The 21,468-nt window shown below is 70.3% G+C and carries 17 protein-coding genes and 1 tRNA gene; 8 read left to right on the top strand and 10 right to left on the bottom strand.

Annotated features, from left to right (window positions below):
• Positions 1-229 precede the first annotated feature (229 nt).
• The 9 genes from OG218_RS18195 to OG218_RS18155 form a co-directional block, all read right to left on the bottom strand.
• Positions 230-4,111, bottom strand: coding sequence for a DNA-directed RNA polymerase subunit beta' (locus OG218_RS18195; protein WP_328294640.1), 3,882 nt, complete (start codon positions 4,109-4,111; stop codon positions 230-232).
• A gap of 114 nt (positions 4,112-4,225) precedes the next feature.
• Positions 4,226-7,726, bottom strand: coding sequence for a DNA-directed RNA polymerase subunit beta (gene rpoB, locus OG218_RS18190; RefSeq protein WP_328294639.1), 3,501 nt, complete (start codon positions 7,724-7,726; stop codon positions 4,226-4,228).
• Between the two features lie 409 nt (positions 7,727-8,135).
• On the bottom strand, positions 8,136-8,519 hold the full coding sequence (gene rplL, locus OG218_RS18185) for a 50S ribosomal protein L7/L12 (protein ID WP_328294638.1): 384 nt from the start codon (positions 8,517-8,519) through the stop codon (positions 8,136-8,138).
• Between the two features lie 70 nt (positions 8,520-8,589).
• On the bottom strand, positions 8,590-9,162 hold the full coding sequence (gene rplJ / locus OG218_RS18180; protein ID WP_328294637.1) for a 50S ribosomal protein L10: 573 nt from the start codon (positions 9,160-9,162) through the stop codon (positions 8,590-8,592).
• A 315-nt stretch (positions 9,163-9,477) separates the two neighbouring features.
• Complete coding sequence (gene rplA / locus OG218_RS18175) at positions 9,478-10,194, bottom strand: 50S ribosomal protein L1 (protein WP_328294636.1); 717 nt, start codon at positions 10,192-10,194, stop codon at positions 9,478-9,480.
• Between the two features lie 91 nt (positions 10,195-10,285).
• Complete coding sequence (gene rplK, locus OG218_RS18170) at positions 10,286-10,717, bottom strand: 50S ribosomal protein L11 (protein ID WP_328294635.1); 432 nt, start codon at positions 10,715-10,717, stop codon at positions 10,286-10,288.
• A gap of 163 nt (positions 10,718-10,880) precedes the next feature.
• Entirely contained in the window at positions 10,881-11,840 is a 960-nt protein-coding gene (gene nusG / locus OG218_RS18165; RefSeq protein ID WP_328294634.1) for a transcription termination/antitermination protein NusG, read from the bottom strand.
• A 65-nt stretch (positions 11,841-11,905) separates the two neighbouring features.
• Positions 11,906-12,139, bottom strand: a complete 234-nt coding sequence (secE, locus tag OG218_RS18160; protein WP_328294633.1) for a preprotein translocase subunit SecE — start codon at positions 12,137-12,139, stop codon at positions 11,906-11,908.
• Between the two features lie 80 nt (positions 12,140-12,219).
• Positions 12,220-12,292: transfer RNA gene (locus OG218_RS18155), tRNA-Trp, on the bottom strand.
• A gap of 140 nt (positions 12,293-12,432) precedes the next feature.
• Between OG218_RS18155 and OG218_RS18150 the strand changes: the two genes are divergently transcribed.
• The 8 genes from OG218_RS18150 to OG218_RS18115 all read left to right on the top strand — a co-directional run bounded on the left by OG218_RS18150 (position 12,433) and on the right by OG218_RS18115 (position 19,791).
• Positions 12,433-13,689 carry a pyridoxal phosphate-dependent aminotransferase gene (locus OG218_RS18150; RefSeq protein WP_328294632.1) on the top strand — a complete coding sequence of 419 codons (1,257 nt, stop codon included), beginning with the start codon at positions 12,433-12,435 and terminating at the stop codon, positions 13,687-13,689.
• Between the two features lie 66 nt (positions 13,690-13,755).
• Positions 13,756-14,613 (top strand): ABC transporter ATP-binding protein, encoded by an 858-nt coding sequence (locus tag OG218_RS18145; RefSeq protein ID WP_442906525.1) that lies wholly within the window; start codon positions 13,756-13,758, stop codon positions 14,611-14,613.
• Positions 14,610-15,458, top strand: a complete 849-nt coding sequence (locus tag OG218_RS18140) for an ABC transporter permease (protein ID WP_328294630.1) — start codon at positions 14,610-14,612, stop codon at positions 15,456-15,458. The genes OG218_RS18145 and OG218_RS18140 overlap by 4 nt, the downstream gene beginning before the upstream one ends.
• 44 nt (positions 15,459-15,502) lie before the next feature.
• Positions 15,503-16,684: a sensor histidine kinase gene (locus OG218_RS18135; RefSeq protein ID WP_328294629.1), complete on the top strand. Its 1,182-nt coding sequence runs from the start codon at positions 15,503-15,505 to the stop codon at positions 16,682-16,684.
• Positions 16,681-17,313 (top strand): response regulator transcription factor, encoded by a 633-nt coding sequence (locus tag OG218_RS18130; protein ID WP_328294628.1) that lies wholly within the window; start codon positions 16,681-16,683, stop codon positions 17,311-17,313. The genes OG218_RS18135 and OG218_RS18130 overlap by 4 nt, the downstream gene beginning before the upstream one ends.
• 51 nt (positions 17,314-17,364) lie before the next feature.
• Positions 17,365-18,420, top strand: a complete 1,056-nt coding sequence (locus OG218_RS18125) for an adenosine deaminase (protein ID WP_328294627.1) — start codon at positions 17,365-17,367, stop codon at positions 18,418-18,420.
• 40 nt (positions 18,421-18,460) lie between these two features.
• Positions 18,461-19,372 (top strand): hypothetical protein, encoded by a 912-nt coding sequence (locus OG218_RS18120; protein ID WP_328294626.1) that lies wholly within the window; start codon positions 18,461-18,463, stop codon positions 19,370-19,372.
• Complete coding sequence (locus OG218_RS18115; RefSeq protein WP_328294625.1) at positions 19,369-19,791, top strand: GntR family transcriptional regulator; 423 nt, start codon at positions 19,369-19,371, stop codon at positions 19,789-19,791. Before OG218_RS18120 ends, OG218_RS18115 begins: the two co-directional genes overlap by 4 nt.
• 17 nt (positions 19,792-19,808) lie before the next feature.
• Here the strand turns inward: OG218_RS18115 and OG218_RS18110 are convergent, their stop codons facing one another.
• The gene (locus OG218_RS18110; RefSeq protein WP_328294624.1) at positions 19,809-21,398 is read right to left on the bottom strand and encodes a methyl-accepting chemotaxis protein; all 1,590 of its coding nucleotides are present in this window, start codon (positions 21,396-21,398) and stop codon (positions 19,809-19,811) included.
• Between the last annotated feature and the right edge of the window lie 70 nt (positions 21,399-21,468).

The raw sequence follows: 21,468 nt of genomic DNA, 5'->3' as shown, positions 1-21,468 counted from the left end.
GGCGCTCGACCCCCGCCGACCCACGAGGTCGGGCGTGTCGTTCGGTCGAGGTCCCGCGGTGGTGACGTCCTGTCACCGGGCTGCGGGCGCGCTCGTGTCAAGCGGACACGAGACTACCCGCCGCGTCTGGCGATGGTCAAAACGAGGTGGGGGACGCTCGGGCAGCCCCCACCGAGGGGCCGTTCCCCTCCCCCGCTGCGGGGGGAGGGGAACGGCCCGGTGGGACTGCTCAGCGGTAGTCGCTGGAGCCGTAGTCGAACTCCTCGAGCGGGACGGCCTGGCCGGAGCCCACACCGAACTGCGCGTAGTCCACGTCGTCGTAGCCGGGCACCGAGTACATCTGCGCCTTGGCCTCCTCGGTGGGCTCGACCCGGACGTTGCGGTAGCGGGGAAGCCCCGTGCCGGCCGGGATGAGCTTGCCGATGATGACGTTCTCCTTGAGGCCCAGGAGCGGGTCGCTCTTGCCCTCCATGGCGGCGTTGGTGAGGACGCGCGTCGTCTCCTGGAAGGAGGCGGCGGAGAGCCACGAGTCCGTCGCGAGTGACGCCTTCGTGATCCCCATCAGCTCCGGACGACCGGAGGACGGCTGACCGCCCTCGGCCATGACCCGACGGTTCTCCTCCTCGAAGCGCGCACGTTCGACGAGCTCACCGGGCAGCAGCTCGGAGCCGTTCTGCTCGATGATCGTCACCCGCTTGAGCATCTGGCGGACGATGACCTCGATGTGCTTGTCGTGGATCGACACGCCCTGGGAGCGGTAGACCTCCTGCACCTCGTCGACCAGGTGCATCTGCACCCGGCGCGGGCCGAGGATGCGCAGCACCTGCTTGGGGTCGACCGCACCCTGGACGAGCTTCTGCCCGACCTCGACGTGCGTGCCGTCCTCGACCAGGAGCCGCTGACGACGCGTCACGGGGTACTCGACCTCTTCGGCACCGTCGTCGGGGGTCACGACGATCTTGCGCCCCTTGTCGGTGTCCTCGATGCGGGTGCGTCCCGACACCTCGGAGATCGGCGCGTTCCCCTTGGGGGTACGGGCCTCGAAGAGTTCGACCACGCGCGGCAGACCGTGCGTGATGTCACCGGCCTCGGACGCGGCACCACCGGTGTGGAAGGTACGCATCGTCAGCTGGGTGCCGGGCTCGCCGATCGACTGGGCCGCGACGATGCCGACGGCCTCGCCGATGTCGACGAGCTTGCCGCTGGCCAGCGAACGGCCGTAGCAACGGGCGCAGGTCCCGACGCGCGACTCGCACGTGAGCACCGAGCGGACCTTGAGGCTCTCGACACCCTGGGCGACCAGGGCGTCGATGACCACGTCACCGAGGTCGGAACCGGCCGGCAGCACGACCTCGCCGTCGACGGTGACGTCGGTGGCCAGCGTGCGTGCGTAGACGCTGGTCTCGACGTCGTCGTGGCGACGCAGGGTGCCGTCGGAGTTCTTCTCCGCGATGGGCATGGCCAGACCGCGGAAGGTGCCGCAGTCGTCCTCACGGACGATGACGTCCTGGGAGACGTCGACGAGACGACGGGTCAGGTACCCGGAGTCGGCGGTCCGCAGCGCGGTGTCCGCCAGCCCCTTGCGGGCGCCGTGCGTGGTGATGAAGAACTCACCCACGGTCAGGCCCTCGCGGAACGAGGCCTTGACCGGGCGGGGGATGATCTCGCCCTTCGGGTTCGCCATCAGGCCACGCATGCCGGCGAGCTGACGCATCTGCATCCAGTTGCCTCGCGCACCCGAGCTCACCATGCGGTGGATCGTGTTGTGCGTCGGCATCGCCGCCTCGAGGTCCTTCGCGACCTCGTTGGTGGCCTGGGTCCAGATCTCGATGAGCTCCTGGCGACGCTCGTCGTCGGTGATCAGACCGCGCTCGTACTGCTGCTGGACCTTCTCGGCCTTGGCCTCGTAGCGCTCGAGGATCGCCTGCTTGTTGGGCGGGGTCACGACGTCGGCGATGGAGACGGTGGTGCCCGACCGGGTGGCCCAGTGGAAACCGGCCTCCTTGAGGGCGTCCAGCGTCGCCGCCACCTGGACCTTCGGGTAGCGCTCGGCGAGGTCGTTGACGATCGTCGAGAGCTGCTTCTTGTCCACGACGACGTTCACGTACTCGTAGTCGACGGGCAGCGTCTCGTTGAACAGCGCCCGACCCAGCGTGGTCTCCACGTCGAGGTCCTGGCCCTGCTCCCAGCCCTCGGGCAGCGCCATGTTCGCCGTCGGGACGACACCCGAGAGGCGGATGCGCACCTTGGCGTTGAGGTTCATCTGCTTGCCGTCGAAGGCCATGATCGCCTCGGCCAGCGAGGAGAACTGACGGCCTTCACCGGCGACGTCGTCCCGGTCGGCGGTCAGGTGGTACAGACCGATGATCATGTCCTGGGTGGGCATGGTCACCGGGCGACCGTCCGCCGGCTTGAGGATGTTGTTCGACGACAGCATGAGGATGCGGGCCTCGGCCTGCGCCTCCGCGCTCAGCGGCACGTGCACGGCCATCTGGTCACCGTCGAAGTCCGCGTTGAACGCGGTGCAGACGAGCGGGTGGATCTGGATGGCCTTGCCCTCGACCAGCTGGGGCTCGAAGGCCTGGATGCCGAGGCGGTGCAGCGTGGGCGCACGGTTGAGCAGCACGGGGTGCTCGGTGATGACCTCGGACAGGACGTCCCAGACCACCGGGCGGGCGCGCTCGACCATGCGCTTGGCCGACTTGATGTTCTGCGCGTGGCTGAGGTCGACGAGCCGCTTCATGACGAAGGGCTTGAAGAGCTCCAGGGCCATCTGCTTGGGCAGACCGCACTGGTGCAGCTTCAGCTGCGGGCCGACGACGATGACCGAACGGCCCGAGTAGTCGACGCGCTTGCCGAGCAGGTTCTGGCGGAACCGGCCCTGCTTGCCCTTGAGCATGTCGGACAGCGACTTCAACGGGCGGTTGCCCGGCCCGGTCACCGGCCGGCCGCGGCGACCGTTGTCGAACAGCGCGTCGACGGCCTCCTGCAGCATGCGCTTCTCGTTGTTCACGATGATCTCGGGAGCCCCGAGGTCGAGCAGGCGCTTCAACCGGTTGTTGCGGTTGATGACGCGGCGGTAGAGGTCGTTCAGGTCCGACGTCGCGAAGCGGCCACCGTCGAGCTGCACCATCGGGCGCAGGTCCGGCGGGATGACCGGGACGCAGTCGAGGACCATGCCCTCGGGCGAGTTCCGGGTGGTGAGGAACGCCGAGACGACCTTGAGGCGCTTGAGCGCACGCGTCTTGCGCTGACCCTTGCCGGTGGCGATGGTCTCGCGCAGGGACTCGGCTTCGGCCTCGAGGTCAAAGTCCTGCAGACGCTTCTGCAGCGCCGCCGCACCCATGCCGCCCTCGAAGTACAGGCCGAAGCGCTCGCGCATGGCGCGGTAGAGCACCTCGTCACCCTCGAGGTCCTGGACCTTCAGGGTGCGGAAGCGGTCCCAGATCGTGGTCAGACGGTCGATCTCGGCGTCGGCGCGACGGCGGATCTGCGCCATCTCGCGTTCGGCGGACTCGCGCACCTTGCGGCGCACGTCCGACTTCGCGCCCTCGGCCTCGAGCTCGGCCAGGTCGGTCTCGAGCGTCTTGGCGCGGGTCTCGACGTCGGAGTCGCGACGGTTCTCGACCTCACGCTTCTCGACCTCGATCTGGGCCTCGAGCGAGGAGAAGTCGCGCTGACGTCCCTCGTCGTCGACCGACGTGATCATGTACGCGGCGAAGTAGATGACCTTCTCGAGGTCCTTCGGCGCGAGGTCGAGCAGGTAGCCCAGACGGCTCGGGACACCCTTGAAGTACCAGATGTGGGTGACGGGAGCGGCGAGCTCGATGTGGCCCATGCGCTCACGACGCACCTTGGCGCGCGTGACCTCGACACCACAGCGTTCGCAGATGATGCCCTTGAAGCGGACGCGCTTGTACTTGCCGCAGTAGCACTCCCAGTCCCGGGTGGGGCCGAAGATCTTCTCGCAGAAGAGTCCGTCCTTCTCGGGCTTCAGGGTGCGGTAGTTGATGGTTTCGGGCTTCTTGACCTCACCGTGCGACCACGTGCGGATGTCGTCCGCGGTGGCAAGCCCGATGCGCAGCTCGTCGAAGAAGTTGACGTCGAGCAACGGAATCTTCTTTCTGTCGTGTGTTCCGAGGTCTGACTCTGTCCGTGGAACCCCTCAGGGGCTCCGTTCGTCCGGCGGTGGCGGGCCGGGGGTACTCCCCCGGCCCGCACCCCGTCAGACCTCTTCGACGCTGCTGGGCTCGCGCCGGGCCAGGTCGATGCCCAGTTCCTCGGCCGCCCGGAAGACGTCCTCGTCGCTGTCGCGCATCTCGATGGCCATGCCGTCGGAGGAGAGGACCTCCACGTTCAGGCAGAGCGACTGCATCTCCTTGATGAGCACCTTGAAGGACTCGGGGATGCCCGGTTCGGGGATGTTCTCGCCCTTGACGATGGCCTCGTAGACCTTCACGCGGCCGAGCACGTCGTCGGACTTGATCGTCAGCAGCTCCTGCAGGGCGTAGGCGGCGCCGTAGGCCTCGAGGGCCCAGACCTCCATCTCGCCGAAGCGCTGTCCACCGAACTGCGCCTTACCACCCAGCGGCTGCTGGGTGATCATCGAGTACGGACCGGTCGAACGGGCGTGGATCTTGTCGTCGACCAGGTGGTGGAGCTTCAGGATGTACATGTAGCCGACCGCGACCGGCTCCGGGAAGGGCTCCCCGGAGCGACCGTCGAACAGCTGCGCCTTGCCGTCGCCCTGGACCAGACGGTCCCCGTCCCGGGTCGGGATGGTCGAGCTGAGCAGACCGGTGATCTCCTCCTCGCGCGCACCGTCGAAGACGGGGGTCGCGATGCGGGAGCCGGCCGGGGCCGAGCGGATCTCCTCGGGGATGAGCTTCGCCCAGTCCGGTTCGCCCTCGATCTTCCAGCCGCGGCTGGCGATCCAGCCGAGGTGGAGCTCGAGGACCTGACCCACGTTCATGCGGGACGGGACACCGAGCGGGTTGAGGATGACGTCGACGGGCGTGCCGTCCTCGAGGAAGGGCATGTCCTCGACGGGGAGGATCTTCGAGATGACGCCCTTGTTGCCGTGACGACCGGCGAGCTTGTCACCGTCGGTGATCTTGCGCTTGTTCGCCACGTAGACGCGGACCAGCTGGTTCACGCCCGGGGGCAGTTCGTCGCCCTCGTCGCGGTCGAAGACCTTGACGCCGATGACGGTGCCGGTCTCGCCGTGGGGCACCTTCAGCGAGGTGTCGCGGACCTCACGGGCCTTCTCGCCGAAGATGGCGCGCAGCAGGCGCTCCTCCGGGGTGAGCTCGGTCTCGCCCTTGGGCGTGACCTTGCCGACGAGCAGGTCGCCGTCACGGACCTCGGCGCCGATGCGGATGATCCCGCGCTCGTCGAGGTCGGCCAGCACCTCCTCGGCCACGTTCGGGATGTCCCGCGTGATCTCCTCGGGCCCGAGCTTGGTGTCGCGGGCGTCGACCTCGTGCTCCTCGATGTGGATCGAGGAGAGGACGTCGTCCTGCACGAGGCGCTGCGACAGGATGATCGCGTCCTCGTAGTTGTGGCCCTCCCACGGCATGAACGCGACCATCAGGTTGCGTCCGAGCGCCATCTCGCCGCCCTCGGTCGAGGGACCGTCCGCGAGGACCGTCCCGACCTCGACGCGGTCGCCCTCGTTGATGACGACCTGCTGGTTGTAGGCGGTGCCGTGGTTGGAGCGGCGGAACTTCGCGACCTTGTAGGTCGTCGAGGTGCCGTCGTCGTTCGTCGTCGTGATCATGTCGGCGGACACGTCCGTCGCGACACCGGCCTTGGAGGCCACCACGACGTCACCAGCGTCGACCGCGGCACGGAACTCCATGCCGGTACCGATCAGCGGCGCCTCGGACTTGACCAGCGGGACGGCCTGACGCTGCATGTTCGCGCCCATGAGCGCGCGGTTCGCGTCGTCGTGCTCGAGGAACGGGATCATCGCGGTCGCGACGGAGACCATCTGCCGGGCGGCGACGTCCATGTAGTCGACCTCGTCGCGCGGGACGAACTCGGTCTCACCACCCTTGGCGCGCACCAGGACGCGGGCCTCGGCGAAGCGGGAGTCCTCGTCGAGCGGGGCGTTGGCCTGCGCGATGACGAAGGCGTCCTCCTCGTCGGCGGTGAGGTACTCGACCTCGTCGGAGACGATCCCGTCCTTGATCTTGCGGTACGGGGTCTCGATGAAGCCGAACGGGTTGATGCGCCCGTAGGACGAGAGCGAACCGATCAGGCCGATGTTCGGGCCTTCCGGGGTCTCGATCGGGCACATGCGGCCGTAGTGCGACGGGTGGACGTCGCGGACCTCCATGCCGGCGCGCTCACGGGAGAGACCGCCCGGGCCCAGCGCCGAGAGACGACGCTTGTGGGTCAGACCCGCGAGCGGGTTGGTCTGGTCCATGAACTGCGACAGCTGCGACGTCCCGAAGAACTCCTTGATGGAGGCCACGACGGGACGGATGTTGATCAGCGTCTGCGGCGTGATCGCCTCGACGTCCTGGGTCGTCATGCGCTCGCGCACGACGCGCTCCATCCGGGACAGGCCGGTGCGGACCTGGTTCTGGATGAGCTCACCGACGCTGCGCAGACGGCGGTTGCCGAAGTGGTCGATGTCGTCGACCTCGACGCGCGCCTCGATGGGCTGCCCGTTCTTGACGCCCGGCATGGTGACCTCGCCGGCGTGCAGCTTCACCAGGTACTTGATGGTGCGCACGATGTCGTCGACGGAGAGGACGCTGTCGGACAGCGGCTCCTCGGTGCCCAGCTTCTTGTTGACCTTGTAGCGGCCGACCTTGGCCAGGTCGTAGCGCTTGGGGTTGAAGTACAGGTTGTCGAGCAGGTTGCGCGCGGCCTCCTGCGTCGGCGGTTCACCCGGGCGCAGCTTGCGGTAGATGTCCAGCAGCGCGTCCTCGACGCCCGAGGTGTGGTCCTTCTCCAGCGTGGAGATCATCGACTCGTAGTCGGCGAACTCCTCGCGGATCTGGGACTCGCTCCAGCCCAGGGCCTTCATCAGGACCGTGACCGACTGCTTGCGCTTGCGGTCGACGCGGACGCCGACGGTGTCGCGCTTGTCGATCTCGAACTCGAGCCAGGCACCGCGCGAAGGGATGATCTTCGCGGTCCAGGTGTCGCGGTCGGACGTCTTGTCCGGCACGCGCTCGAAGTAGATGCCCGGCGAACGGACCAGCTGCGACACGACGACGCGCTCGGTGCCGTTGATGACGAAGGTGCCGCGCTCGGTCATGAGCGGGAAGTCACCCATGAAGACGGTCTGCGACTTGATCTCACCGGTGTTGCCGTTGATGAACTCCGCCGTGACGAACAGGGGCGCGGAGTAGGTGAGGTCGCGCTCCTTGCAGTCGTCGAGGGAGTACTTCGGCGGCTCGAAGCGGTGGTCGCGGAACGACAGCGACATGGAGCCCGAGAAGTCCTCGATCGGGGAGATCTCTTCGAAGATCTCCTCCAGACCGGAGGTCGTCGGGACGGCGAGCCCACCGTTGGTGGAGGCCTCGACCCGGTCCTGCCAACGCTTGTTGCCGAGCAGCCAGTCGAAGCTGTCCGTCTGGAGCGCGAGGAGGTCGGGGACCTCCAGTGGTTCGTGGATCTTGCCGAAGGAGTATCGACCGGAGATCGTGCGCGGTGCCTTGTTGCCGATGTACGTGCGGTTCGGTGCGGACGCTGGAAGCGAGGCAGCCAAGAGTGGTCCTTCCACGGGCCTGCGAACTCTGTGCACTACCCGCCCCGCTCGGTCGTTCCCACGGCGACGACCGGCTATATGACTCTGGGCAGCGCAAAACAGCAGAGTACCCCCGATGGGCACGACTGTCCAACCCCCGGATCTGGCGATCCGGGCGCCGCGCGCCGGTGACCGCGAGCCCCCCGACGGCGACGTCGGCCCCGACGACGGTGTCGGGACGAGCAGGCGGTCGTGTTGACGACCGAGATGAGGATGTCCCCCCGACGCGTCCGCGTCAAGGCGACCCCCCGGGCGTGTGGGCAACTCGCCGAACCGGCCCCGGAAGTCGTCCGGGAACGCCGCAGGGGCGGCCGGACCGAGGTCCGACCGCCCCTGGGGCGTAGCGACCCGGGTCAGCCCCGGGCGGGGGTCACTTGAGGGTGACGGTGGCGCCAGCGGCTTCGAGCTGGGCCTTGGCCTTCTCGGCAGCGTCCTTGGCGACCTTCTCGAGGACGGGCTTGGGGGCACCGTCGACGAGGTCCTTGGCCTCCTTGAGGCCGAGGGAGGTCAGCGCGCGGACCTCCTTGATGACACCGATCTTCTTGTCACCAGCGGCCTCGAGGATGACGTCGAACTCGGACTGCTCTTCAGCAGCCTCGGCCGGCGCGCCGGCGACCGGGCCACCGGCCATCGCCACGGGGGCGGCGGCGGTGACGTCGAAGGTCTCCTCGAACTTCTTCACGAACTCGGAGAGCTCGATGAGGGTGAGTTCCTTGAACGCGTCGAGCAGCTCGTCGGTGCTGAGCTTCGCCATGAGGGCGGTCCTTCCTGAGTGTGTGGGTCCCGCGGTTCGCTGCGCGGGCAGGGGGGTGGGAGCTGGGAGCTCAGGCGTCCACGGTCTCGGCCACGGGGGCCTCGTCCGCAGCAGCCTCTGCGGGGGCGCCCGCAGCCTGCTTCTCCCGCAACGCTTCCACGGTGCGGACGGTCTTGGACAGCGGCGCCTGGAACAGCGACGCGGCCTTCGACTGGGTGGCCTTGAGGACACCGGCGACCTTGGAGAGGAGAACCTCGCGGGACTCCAGGTCGGCCAGGGCCTTGACGTCGTCGGCGCTGATCGCGCGGCCGTCGAGCACGCCGCTCTTGACGATCAGCTGGGGGTTGGCCTTGGCGAAGTCACGCAGACCCTTGGCCGCCTCCACCGGGTCACCGGTGATGAAGGCGATCGCGGAGGGGCCGGACAGCTGCCCCTCGAAGGCCGTGACTCCGGCCTCCTTCGCGGCGATGCTGGTCAGCGTGTTCTTCAGGACCGCGTAGGTCGTGTCAGGACCCAGCGCCGTCCGCAGGTTCGTGAGCTGCGCGACGGACAACCCCCGGTACTCGGTGAGCACCGCGGCGTTGGACTCCTGGAACAGAGCCGTGAGTTGCTTCACGGCGGCGATGTTCCTGGGCTTCGGCATGTGTGCCCTCCTTCCTCGTCTCGGGGGAAACCGGTCGACCCCGAAAGCACGAAACGCCCCGGCGCAGGTGCGCGGGGCGTCGGAGGGCGGCCACCAGGGCCACGATCGAAGCTCTTGCTCACCTGCGCAGGTCGCCCGCACTGCGGGGCCTTCAGCTACCAGCACCAGAGGTTCTGCACCAGAGGTGTGGGTAGCGACCGGCGGTCTTCGGTACTGGACAAGACTACACGCCGTGGACGGGTGGTCCTGACCGCACGACGCAGGGGCGGGACCCCGGAACGGGATCCCGCCCCTGCGGGGTGGTTCAGCGACGCGTCAGTTGACGGTCGCCTCCCCGGTGAGGTTGCGGGTCAGCGCGGGGTCGACCGGCACGCCCGGGCCCATCGTGGTGGTGATGGTGGCCTTGCGCAGGTAGCGGCCCTTGGAGGAGGACGGCTTGAGGCGCAGCACCTCGTCGAGCGCGGCGGAGTAGTTCTCGACGAGCTGGGTGTCGTCGAAGCTCGCCTTGCCGATGACGAAGTGCAGGTTGGCGTGCTTGTCGGTGCGGAACTCGATCTTCCCGCCCTTGATCTCCGTGACGGCCTTGGCGACGTCCATGGTCACGGTGCCGGTCTTCGGGTTCGGCATCAGACCACGGGGGCCCAGCACCTTGCCCAGACGACCGACCTTGCCCATGAGGTCCGGGGTCGCGACGGCGGCGTCGAAGTCGAGGCGCCCCTTGGCGACCTCGTCGATGAGCTCGTCGCCACCGACGATGTCGGCGCCGGCGGCCTCGGCCTGCGCGGCGCGGTCACCGACGGCGAAGACCAGCACGCGGGCGGTCTTGCCGGTGCCGTGCGGCAGGTTGACGGTGCCGCGGACCATCTGGTCGGCCTTGCGGGGGTCCACACCGAGGCGGAACGCGACCTCGACGGTGGCGTCGTACTTCACCAGCGACGTCTCGCGGGCGAGCTTGACGGCGTCGAGCGGTGCGTACAGCTCGTCGAAGTCGATCTTCTCGGCTGCGGCCTTGTAACCCTTGCTGCGCTTCACTTCTGCTCCTCTGGATCGTTGAGGGTCGTGGTCGAACGGACCGCGCGCGGCCCTGCCACTGGAACTACCGCTGGGTGTCGGGTGCGACAGCTCAGTCGGAGACGGTGATGCCCATGGACCGAGCGGTGCCCGCGATGATGCGAGCGGCCATGTCGACGTCCTTGGCGTTGAGGTCCTGCAGCTTCTGCTCCGCGATCGAACGCACCTGGGCGTTGGTGAGGTTCGCGACCTTCTTCACGTGGGGCTCGCCGGAGCCCTTCTCCACGCCCGCAGCCTTCTTGATGAGCTCGGCGGCCGGCGGGGTCTTGGTGATGAAGGTGAACGAGCGGTCCTCGTAGACCGTGATCTCGACCGGGATGACGTTGCCGCGCTGGGACTCGGTCTGCGCGTTGTACGCCTTGCAGAACTCCATGATGTTCACGCCGTGCTGACCGAGCGCGGGCCCGATCGGCGGGGCCGGGGTCGCCTGGCCGGCCTTGATCTGGAGCTTGATGAGCCCGGAGACCTTCTTCTTGGGGGGCATGAGCGATCCCTTCCTCGGATGCGTGACGGCCGTTCGGTGCCCGCGGTTCGGGCGACGACGTGTTGTGGCCGTCGATCAGTCTACGGGAGGACTCCCCCTGCCCCCAAAACGAGACGCCCCCACCCCGGCTCGGGGTGAGGGCGTCTCGCGGGAGAGCAGTGCGTCAGATCTTGGCGACCTGGTTGAAGTTCAGCTCGACCGGCGTCTCGCGGCCGAAGATCGAGACCAGCACCGTGAGCTTCGCGCGGTCGGTGGAGATCTCGGAGATCGTCGCGGGGAGGGTCTCGAAGGGGCCTTCCATGACGGTGACCGATTCGCCGACCTCGAAGTCGACGGTCTTCGTCGGGGCGGCGGCGGCGCCACCACCGGCGCTCTTCTCGCCGGCCTTCTCGCTGGACGGCAACGTCGGCGCGAGCATGGAGAAGATCTCGTCGTTGGACAGCGGGACCGGCTGGTGGGTGTTGCCCACGAAACCGGTGACCCCCGGGGTGTGCCGGACGGCGCCCCACGACTCGTCGGTCAGGTCCATGCGGACGAGGACGTAGCCGGGGATCCGGACGCGGCGCACGTTCTTGCGGGTGCCGTTCTTGACCTCGACGACCTCTTCCATGGGCACCTCGACCTGGAAGATGTAGTCCTCCATGTTGAGGGAGGTCATGCGGGTCTCGAGGTTGGTCTTCACGCGGTTCTCGTAGCCGGCGTAGGAGTGGATGACGAACCACTCACCGGGTGCACGACGGAGCTTCTTGCGGAACTCCTCGACCTCGTCGACCTCGCCCTCACCGGCGTCGAGACCTCCGGCAGCCTCGCCTTCGGTGACCTCGACCTCTGCGCCCTCGGCGTCCACGGACGCACCGTCAGGCGACTCGCCCCCGACCGGTTCCGCGACGTCCTCGACCTCGGCGTTCAGGTCGCCGGCCTCGTCACCCTCGTCGCCCTCGTCGCCCTCGACGGCACCGATCGCGTCGGCGACCGGTTCGTCGGGGGTGTCCGCGGCCTGCTCGGCGTCGGCTTCCACGTCGGCCTCGGCGTCCGCCTGGACGTCCGCGGCGTCGTAGGTCTGGGTCGCGATGTACTGCTCGTCCGACTTGTCGTCGTCCGAGGGACCCCACTGCTCCGACACGTGCTGACCTGCTTCCTTCGGGATCGGGACTCGCAACGCACCAGGCTGGCGCGCGCTGACGTTCGTCAGGACCCGAACACCAGCAGGACGAGCTTGCCGATGCCGTAGTCCAGCGCGGACACGAAGAGCATCATCACCACGACGAAGACGAGCACGACTCCGGTGTAGCTCAGCAGGTCCCGGCGGGTGGGCCAGACGACCTTGCGCAGCTCTTCGATGACCTGACGCAGGAACAGCAGGAGACCGTTGCGCTTCTTGGCCTCGGCGGGTTCCGCCGTGGCCTTCGTCGTCTGGCTCACCTCGCGCTGCCCCGCTTCTGTCGTGTGTCGCTCACGTACGGACGTGCCTCCCGGAGGACCGGGAGCACGGGTGGTGCTCGCAGGGCAGGAGGGACTCGAACCCACAACCGCCGGTTTTGGAGACCGGTGCGCTACCAATTGCGCCACTGCCCTGAACGGCTGCGCCGCCCCGGAGGGCGTGCGAAACCTCGACGGTTCGAGAACCGCCACGACCACCATAGGTGACGCCGGGGCTCACCGTCGAACCCGTCCGGGCTCCGAGGCTCCACGGCCGCACGCCGAGGGGTGGAAGGATGACCTGCGTGACCGCCCAGACGAGTCCTCCGCCCGGCACGGCCCCCACCGGTGCGCGCCACCGCGTCTCGGCCCGCATCGCGGGCATCGCCGAGTCCGCGACCCTCGCCGTGGACGCCAAGGCGAAGGCGCTGAAGGCCGCCGGTCGCCCGGTCATCGGCTTCGGCGCGGGCGAGCCGGACTTCCCCACCCCGCAGGCCATCGTCGACGCCGCCGTCGCCGCCTGCACCGACCCGGCCAACCACCGCTACACCCCCGCCGGCGGGCTGCCCGTCCTGCGGGAGGCGATCGCGGCCAAGACGGCGCGCGACTCCGGCTACCAGGTCTCCCCCGCCCAGGTCCTGGTGACCAACGGTGGCAAGCAGGCCGTCTACGAGGCCTTCGCCGCGATCCTCGACCCGGGTGACGAGCTGCTGCTGCCGGCGCCGTACTGGACGACCTACCCCGAGGCCGCGCGCCTCGCCGGCGGGGTCGCCGTGGAGGTCTTCGCCGGCCTGGAGCAGGGCTACAAGGTGACCGTCGACCAGCTCGAGGCGGCCCGCACGCCCCGCACCAAGGCGCTGCTGTTCTGCTCCCCCTCGAACCCGACCGGCGCGGTCTACTCCCCGGAGGAGGTCCGCGCGATCGGTCACTGGGCCCTCGAACACGGCGTCTGGGTCGTCAGCGACGAGATCTACGAGCACCTCGTCTACGACGGCGTGCGCGCCGCCTCGATGCCCGTGGAGGTCCCCGAGCTCGCCGACACCTGCATCGTCGTCAACGGGGTCGCGAAGACCTACGCCATGACGGGCTGGCGCGTGGGCTGGCTGATCGGGCCGCCCGACGTGGTCAAGGGCGCCGCGAACCTGCAGTCGCACCTGTCCTCCAACGTCGCGAACGTGTCGCAGCGCGCAGCCGTCCAGGCGCTCACCGGTGACCTGACCGCCGTCGCCGCGATGCGGGAGGCCTTCGACCGACGTCGCACGACGATGGTGCGGATGCTCGACGCGATCGAGGGCGTGCGCTGCCCCCTGCCGCAGGGCGCGTTCTACGCCTACCCCAGCGTCGAGGACCTGATCGGGAAGACGTTGCGGGGCACCGAGATCACCTCGTCCGCCGTGCTGGCCGAACTCATCCTCAGCGAGGCCGAGGTGGCCGTCGTCCCGGGTGAGGCGTTCGGTCCGAGCGGGTTCCTGCGCCTGTCCTACGCCCTCGCCGACGCCGACCTCGTGACCGGGGTCGAGCGCATCCAGGCCCTCCTCGCCGAGGTGCGCTGAGCGCGGGTACACCGTCCGGTGGACCCGCGGGGACGCTCGAGCCGTCACCCTCGGGGGGTGAACCCCCTGCCCGCCGTCCGAGTCCGCGGACTCACCAAGCGCTACCCCAACGGCACGCTCGCCCTCGCCGGGATCGACCTCGACGTCGATCCCGGCGAGTGCGTGGCCCTGCTCGGCCCGAACGGGGCCGGCAAGACGAGCACCATCGAGGTCCTCGAGGGGCACCGCTCGCGCGACGGCGGTGAGGTCGACGTCCTCGGCAAGGACCCGGCCACCGCCGGCCTCGCCTGGCGGGCACGGCTCGGCATCGTGCTGCAGGAGGCGACCGACGCCGCCGACCTCTCGGTGCGCGAGGCCGTGCGCCACTTCGCCCTCTACCACCTCGACGCCCGGGACCCCGACGAGGTCATCGCCCTCGTCGGACTCGAAGGCTCTGCACGGCAACGGATCCGAGCCCTCTCCGGCGGGCAGCGCCGACGGCTCGACGTCGCGCTGGGCATCCTCGGCCGCCCCGAGCTGCTCTTCCTGGACGAGCCCACGACGGGTTTCGACCCCGAGGCGCGACGCCACTTCTGGGACCTCGTCCGCGGTGTTCAGGCCGAGGGCACGACGATCCTGCTGACCACCCACTACCTCGACGAGGCCGCCGCGCTGGCCGACCGCGTCGCCGTCGTCGTGGGCGGTCGGGTGGTGGAGACCTCCACCCCGTCCACCCTCGGCGGACGGTTGCGACTGGGGGCGACGGTGCACTGGAGCGAGTCGGGATCCGCACGGGTCGAGCGCACCGACCGGCCCGGCGACCTGGTGCGGCACCTGCTGGCGCGCCCCGAGCTCCTCGTCGACGGCGAGCTGCCCGGTCTGGAGGTCCACCGGCCCACGCTGGAGGACGCCTACCTGGCCCTCGTGGACGGGGTCCGGCGGTGAGCGCCCCCGAGGTTTGCGCCGGCCGGCTCCGGGTCGGCAGCGTCCACGGTCGCCCCTCGACGGCCCGCATCGCACTGGCGCGCACCGGCCTGGAGATCCGGCAGTTCGTCCGCGAGCGCGACGCGATGGCCTTCGTCTTCGCCTATCCGATCGTCATGCTGGTCATCTTCGGGTCGATCTTCGGCGGCCAGGAACTGCCCGACGGGACGCCGTTCTCGCACTACTTCCTGGCCGGCATCGTCGCGACCGGGATCATGCTCACGAGCTTCCAGAGCCTCGCCGTCGGCATCGCGGGCGAACGCGACGACGGCACCCTGAAGCGCTTGCGGGGCATGGCCGTCCCCGCGCTGGCCTACGTCCTGGGCAAGGTCGGGATGGTGCTGACCACCTCGATCGTCCAGGTGGCCCTGCTGCTGGTGGTGGCCCGGGTCGGTTACGGCGTGCCGTGGCCGGGCGACCTGACGCACTGGGCCCGGTTCGGGTGGGTGTTCGCGCTGGGGACGGTGGCCGGCACGGTGCTGGGCGTGGCGTTCTCGGCCGTCCCGGCCTCGGCCCGGTCGGCGACCGCGGTGACGGCCCCGGTGGTCATCGTGCTGCAGTTCTTCTCGGGGGTCTTCTTCACGCTCGCGTCGCTGCCGGGCTGGATGCTCGCCGTCGCGGAGGTCTTCCCGCTGAAGTGGATGGCCCAGGGCCTGCGGGCGGCGCTGCTGCCGGAGAGCGCCGCGGCGGCGGAACCGGGCGGGAGCTGGGGACTGGGAACGGGAGCGCTGATCATGGCCGCCTGGGTCGTGCTGGGCCTGCTCCTGTGCCTGCGGTCCTTCCGCTGGACCCGCAAGGACCGGTGAGCGGGCACGATGACCGGGTGGGGACACCTCAGGAGCGCTGGCCGGTGAGCAGGAACCCCGCGACCACCTCGTGGTGGGTGCGCAGCGTGCCCGGCTGGCACGCCGCCTTCGGCCTGTTCGTGGTCATCGCCGCCCTGGTGCTGCTGATCGGCGACGACGAGCACCGGCTCCGCGCCGCCGTCGCGGTGGGGGTCGTCGCGCTGACGTACGTGCTGCTCGGGCCCCGGGCGGCCCGCGTGCGGGACCGGCGCTCGCGGATCTACCTCGCCGTGCTGGTCGTGGGTCTCACCGTCGCCCTGACCGGCGCCCCGACGCTGAGCTTCCTGCTCTTCGTCGCCTTCCCGCAGACCTGGTTCCTCACCGGCTCCCGCCGCGAGGGCACGCTGTGGACGGTGGCTGTCGCACTGGCCGGCCTGACCGGGATGACCCTGGGCTACGGCGACTCGGCGCGCACGGTCGACATCGCGGTGTCGATGCTCGTCAGCACCGCCTTCACGTGCGTCCTCGGGATCTGGATCTGGCAGGTCGTCTCGCAGAGCGAGGAACGGGCAGCGCTCATCACCGAGCTCGAGAGCACCCGGGCGGAACTGGCCGCGGCGCACCACGCGGCGGGAGTCGCCGCCGAGCGGGCCCGGCTGGCCGCCGACATCCACGACACCCTCGCCCAGGGGTTCACCGGCATCGTGCTGCTGGCCCAGTCGACCGCCGCGACCGCCCCGCCGGGCCCGACCCGTGCGCAGCTGGAACTGATCGAGGGTTCCGCGCGGGCGGGGCTGGCGGAGGCCCGGACCCTGGTGGCGGCGATGAGCCCGGTCGACCTCGAGGACACGACGCTGGCCGAGGCGCTGCACCGTCTCGCCGAGCGGGTGTCCCGGGAGAGCGGTGTGGCCGTGGACGTGGTCGTGGCGGAGGACCTCCGGGGGTTGTCCGCGGGCCGTCAGGTCGTGCTGCTGCGGGCTGCGCAGGAGGCGTTGGGCAACGTGCGCAAGCACGCCGGGGCGCGCAGGGTCCAGGTGCACCTCGTCAACGCGGACGGCACGGCCACGCTGGAGGTGCACGACGACGGGGTGGGGATCACCGAGCAGGACGTGGTCGCCGCGAGCGGTTTCGGCCTCGCCGGCATGCGACGCCGGGTCGAGGAGGCCGGCGGGGTGTTCGAGGTCGTCGGCGAACCCGGTGGCGGTACCCGGTTGCTGGTCGCCGTGCCGGTGGAGGTCCCGGCGTGAGGTCGGTGCGGGTGCTCGTGGTCGACGACCACCCCGTCGTGCGCGGGGGCATCGAGGGGCTGCTCGCGACGGCCGACGACCTCGAGGTCGTCGGCGGCGCCGCGGACGGTCGGGAAGCCCTCGATGCCGTGGCGAGACTGCGACCGGACGTCGTGCTGATGGACCTGCGGATGCCCGTCGTGGACGGCGCCACGGCCACGGCGGAGATCCGGCGCGCCCACCCGGAGGTCCACGTGCTCGTGCTGACGACGTACGAGACCGACGCCGACATCGTCCGGGCCGTCGAGGCCGGGGCGACCGGCTACCTGCTCAAGGACACCCCGCTGGCCCAGCTCCTCGACGCCGTCCGCGCTGCGTCGCGGGGTGAGACCGTGCTGGCCCCGCCGGTCGCGGCGAAGTGGAGGGCGCGCTTGCGGGGGTCCGTCCAGGAGTCGCTGACCCCGCGGGAGCTGCAGGTCCTGGGCTCGGTGTCGCGCGGGTCGACGAACGCCGAGATCGGCCGGGAGCTCTTCATCGGGGAGGCGACGGTCAAGACGCACCTGCTGCGGACCTTCGCGAAGCTCGGCGTGGACGACCGCACCCACGCCGTGACGATCGCGACCCAGCGTGGGCTGCTGCCACCACCGTGAGGACCCCCTGACCAGGACGGATGGCGGTTCGTCCTGGCAGACTCACGGAGCGTGACACGCACGGTCGAGTCCCTGCCCAAGGCGCACCTGCACCTGCACTTCACCGGGTCGATGCGCCCCCAGACCCTGCTCGACCTGGCCGAGCGCCACCGGATCCGGCTGCCCACCCAGCTGAGCTCGTCCTCGATGATCACCCTCTCCCCCGACGAACGCGGCTGGTTCCGCTTCCAACGGCTCTACGACGCCGCCCGCGCCTGCGTCCGGACCGCGGACGACATGCGCCGGATCGTGCTGGAGGCCGCCGCCGACGACGCGGCCGAGGGGTCGCGGTGGCTGGAGCTGCAGGTGGACCCGACCTCCTACGCCGTACACGTCGGCGGGATCACCCCGGCGCTGGAGATCGTCCTCGAGGCCGCCCGCGACGCGACCGCGCTGACCGGGACCGCGGTGGCCGTCGTCGTCGCCGCGAGCCGGATCCGCCACCCGCTGGACGCGCGGACCCTGGCCCGACTGGCCGCCCGCCACGCCGGCGACGGGCCGGGCACGGTCGTCGGGTTCGGGCTGTCCAACGACGAACGGCGGGGGGACACCTCGGAGTTCGCCGGGGCCTTCGACATCGCCCGCGACGCCGGGCTCGCCTGCGTCCCGCACTCCGGCGAGCTCCTGGGCCCCGACCACGTCGCGCAGACCCTGCGGGAGCTGCACCCGGACCGGCTCGGCCACGGCGTCCGCAGCGGCGAGGACCCGGCGGTGCTGGACCGGGTCATCGCGGCCGGGGTGGCCCTCGAGGTCTGCCCGACGAGCAACGTCTCCCTCGGGGTGTACCCCGACCTCGAGCGGGTTCCGTTGCGGCAGCTGGTGTCCGCCGGAGCCACGGTGGCGCTCGGGGCCGACGACCCGCTGCTCTTCGGGCCCCGCCTCGCCGCGCAGTACCGCAGCGCGCGGGAGGACCACGGGTTCGACGACGAGGGGCTGGCCGGGCTCGCGAAGGCGTCGATCAGCGCCTCGCGGGCCCCGGCGGAGGTGAAGCGAGCCCTGCACGCGGAGGTGGGCGACTGGCTGCTGAGTTCGTCGCGCGAAGAGACCCCGGAATCCCTCGCGATGTGATTGACTCAATGAGTTGATTCATTGAGTTCGGGAGGCATCCGTGTTCGGTGGGCTCGTCGTGTTCGTGCCGTTGATCGTCCTGCTGGGAGGTGCCGCCGCGGCCCTCGTGTCCGTGCGCCGGGCCGCACACCCCTGGGAGCTACCGCTCCCGGCTGCCGAGGCCCGCCTCCGGGACGCACGGTCGTCCGTCGTGGGCGTCACCACCGGGCTGGGCACCGCCGTGGTGGTCGTGGCCGTCGGACTCCTCTCGCACTCCCCGGCCCTGGTGCTGACCGGACCGCTCGTCGGAGCCGCCCTCCACGCGGTGGTGGCCTACCTGCACGAGACCACTCACCCCCGGCCGACCGGGCGGGTGCGCAGCGCCAAGGTCGTCACGCGGTCGATCGGGGACAGCGCTCCCCCGGTCCTGACCGTCCTCGGTGCTCTCGCGGGATCCGTCGTCCTCGCGGCCTGCGTGGGCGGGATCGTGGTCAACGGAGCGTCGTCGCAGTACGTGTGGGAGCGGGGGAACGGGTTGGCGTCCGGCGGGCTCTTCCCCGGCGGCGCCATCGCCCTGCCGGTGCTCGTGGCGGCGTTCACCGCGATCGTCGTCACCGGCGCTGTCCTGCACCGGGTACCGGCACGGCCGGCCGTGCCGACGGCTCCCGCGTGGGTCGACGACGGTCTCCGCCGCACCAGCGCCCACCGCGTGGTGCGGGTCACGAGCGCGGCTCTGCTCGCGACCGCCGGGGTCCTCGTCCTGCTGTGGTCCCACTTCGCCGCGGTCTACGGCCTGGAGTTCACGGTCAACCCCGATCCGGCGGACCAGCCGATGCCCGTCGGACCGTTGGAGTGGCTCGTCGAGCCCCTCGGCCTGGGCGGCCTGTCCATCGTCCTCGTCGGTCTCGTCGTGCTGGCCGTTCCCGCCCGTGGCCTCCGCAACCCCGTCGCGGTGGGTGTCACCACGGCGTGAGTTCTCTGGAACTGTCCGTCGACACCCAGTCCGCGGTCCCGGCCTACGAGCAGATCCGCGAGCAGATCACCACGCTCGCCACCACCGGCGCCCTGCGCGAGGGCGACCGCCTCCCCGCAGCCCGGACGTTCGCCGCGGACCTCGGCCTCGCGGTCGGCACCGTGCAACGCGCCTACCGCGAGCTCGAGGCGGCCGGGACTGTCACGTCACGACGACGGACGGGGACGGTCGTCGCGGCGCAGGTCACCGTCGAGGAGGACGTCCGCTGGGCGGCGGAGGGGTTCGTCGAACGGGCCCTGGGGTCGGGGTTGAGCCCGGAGCAGGCGCTCGACGTCGTGCGCGCCGCGCTGGTCAGCGTCGGCCGGGGTCGCCCCGGTCCTCCGGCGCCGAAACCCCCGGGCCGGGCGCAGGCTCAGTAGGAACCCGTCCGCGTGGGTCAGCGGGGAAGGGTGAACGCCGCCACGAGTCCGCTCAGCTCGACCGCGGCGCGCGAGACCTCACCTGCGGTGGTGGCGGTGTGAGTCGCCCCCGCCGTGGTCTGGTCCGCCGCGGCGGCGATGCCGGAGATGTTCAGCGCGATCTCCTGACTCCCCGAGGAGACCTCGGTGACGTTGCGGACCATCTCCGACGTCGTCGCCGACTGCTCCTCCACCGCCGCCGCGATGGTGGCCTGCAACCCGTCGATGCGGGCGATGACCTCACTGATGCCGCCGATGGCGAACGCGGCCTCGGTCGCGTCAGCCTGGGTGGCCGCCACCCGGGTGGTGATGGACTCGGTGGCCCGAGCGGTCTGCTGGGCCAGTTCCTTCACCTCCCCGGCGACGACGGCGAAGCCCTTGCCCATCTCCCCGGCGCGGGCGGCTTCGATGGTGGCGTTGAGGGCGAGGAGGTTGGTCTGCTCGGCGATGGAGGTGATGAGCTTGACGACGTCGCCGATCTCGCGGGAGGAGGCGGAGAGGCGGTCCAGGATCTCCGAGGCCTGCGACGCGCTGGACACGGCGTCGGCGGAGACCGAGGAGGCCTCGGCGGTGGAGGTGGCGATCTCGCGGATGGCGGCGGTCATCTCCTCCCCGGCGGCGGCGACGGTGCCGATGTTGGCGGAGATCTCTTCGGTGGCGGCGGAGACGACCTGGGTCTGGGTGGCGGATTCCTCGGCGCCGGAGGAGAGCTGGGTGGCGACGGTGGTCAGTTCCTCGCTGGAGGCGGCGAGGGTCGCGGCCGAGGCGTTGATGGCGCGCATCGTCGCGGTCAGCTTGTCCATGGTGGTGTCCAGGGCGCCGGCGAGCTCGCCGACCTCGTCCTTGGTGTCGATGCCCACGCGCTGGTCCAGGCGGCCGTCGGCCAGGCCGAGGACGACGGTGAGGGTGCGAGCCAGGGGACGTGCGATGGAGCGGGCGACGACGACGGCGACGACGACGGCGATCACCAGCGCGAGGGCACCGATGACCAGCAGCAGGGTGACGGCGGTGCGGTAGTCGCGACCACCCGAGGCCGCCAGAGCCTTGGCGGCGTCCTGTTCGGTGGTGGCTATCACGTCGAGCTGGGCGTTGAGGGCTGTGACCACCGGGGTGGAGGTGCGCTCCCGGGTGGTGTAGAAGCCCGTCACGTCGTTGGCGAGCGCGAGCGGAACCAGGGCTTCGCGGGTGCTGCGGTACTGGGCCATGAGGTCCTGGACCTTGGCGCGGTCGGCCTCGGAGGCGGCCGGGGAGGTCGTCAGGTAGGCCGCCCAGGAGGCGTCGTAGGCGGCGTCGTCGTCCTTCATGGCCGCCAGCGCCGCGTCGGTGGTGGTCACGTCCGGGGCCACGGCGGCGTTGAGCAGGTCGATGCGGGTGTCGGAGAAGTCGTTCTTGGTCGCGCCGATGGTCCGGACGGAAGCCATGGCCGAGGTCGACACGGTGTCCAGGTTGGCCTGCGACGAACCCAGTCGCGAGATGCCCAGGGCCACCACCGCGGCCAGCAGGAGGCACACGATCCCGAACGCGGCGAACAGCTTGGAGGCGACCTTCAGATCACGCAGGGACTTCATGGCGACGGCCTTCCGGGGTGGACGTACGGGTTCCCCACGTGGCAGGAGACCGGGGGTTCGACCTGTCGAC

It is taken from the genome of Kineococcus sp. NBC_00420 (genome assembly GCF_036021035.1).
Lineage (GTDB): Bacteria > Actinomycetota > Actinomycetes > Actinomycetales > Kineococcaceae > Kineococcus.
This window is presented reverse-complemented; position numbering and strand designations above follow the sequence as displayed.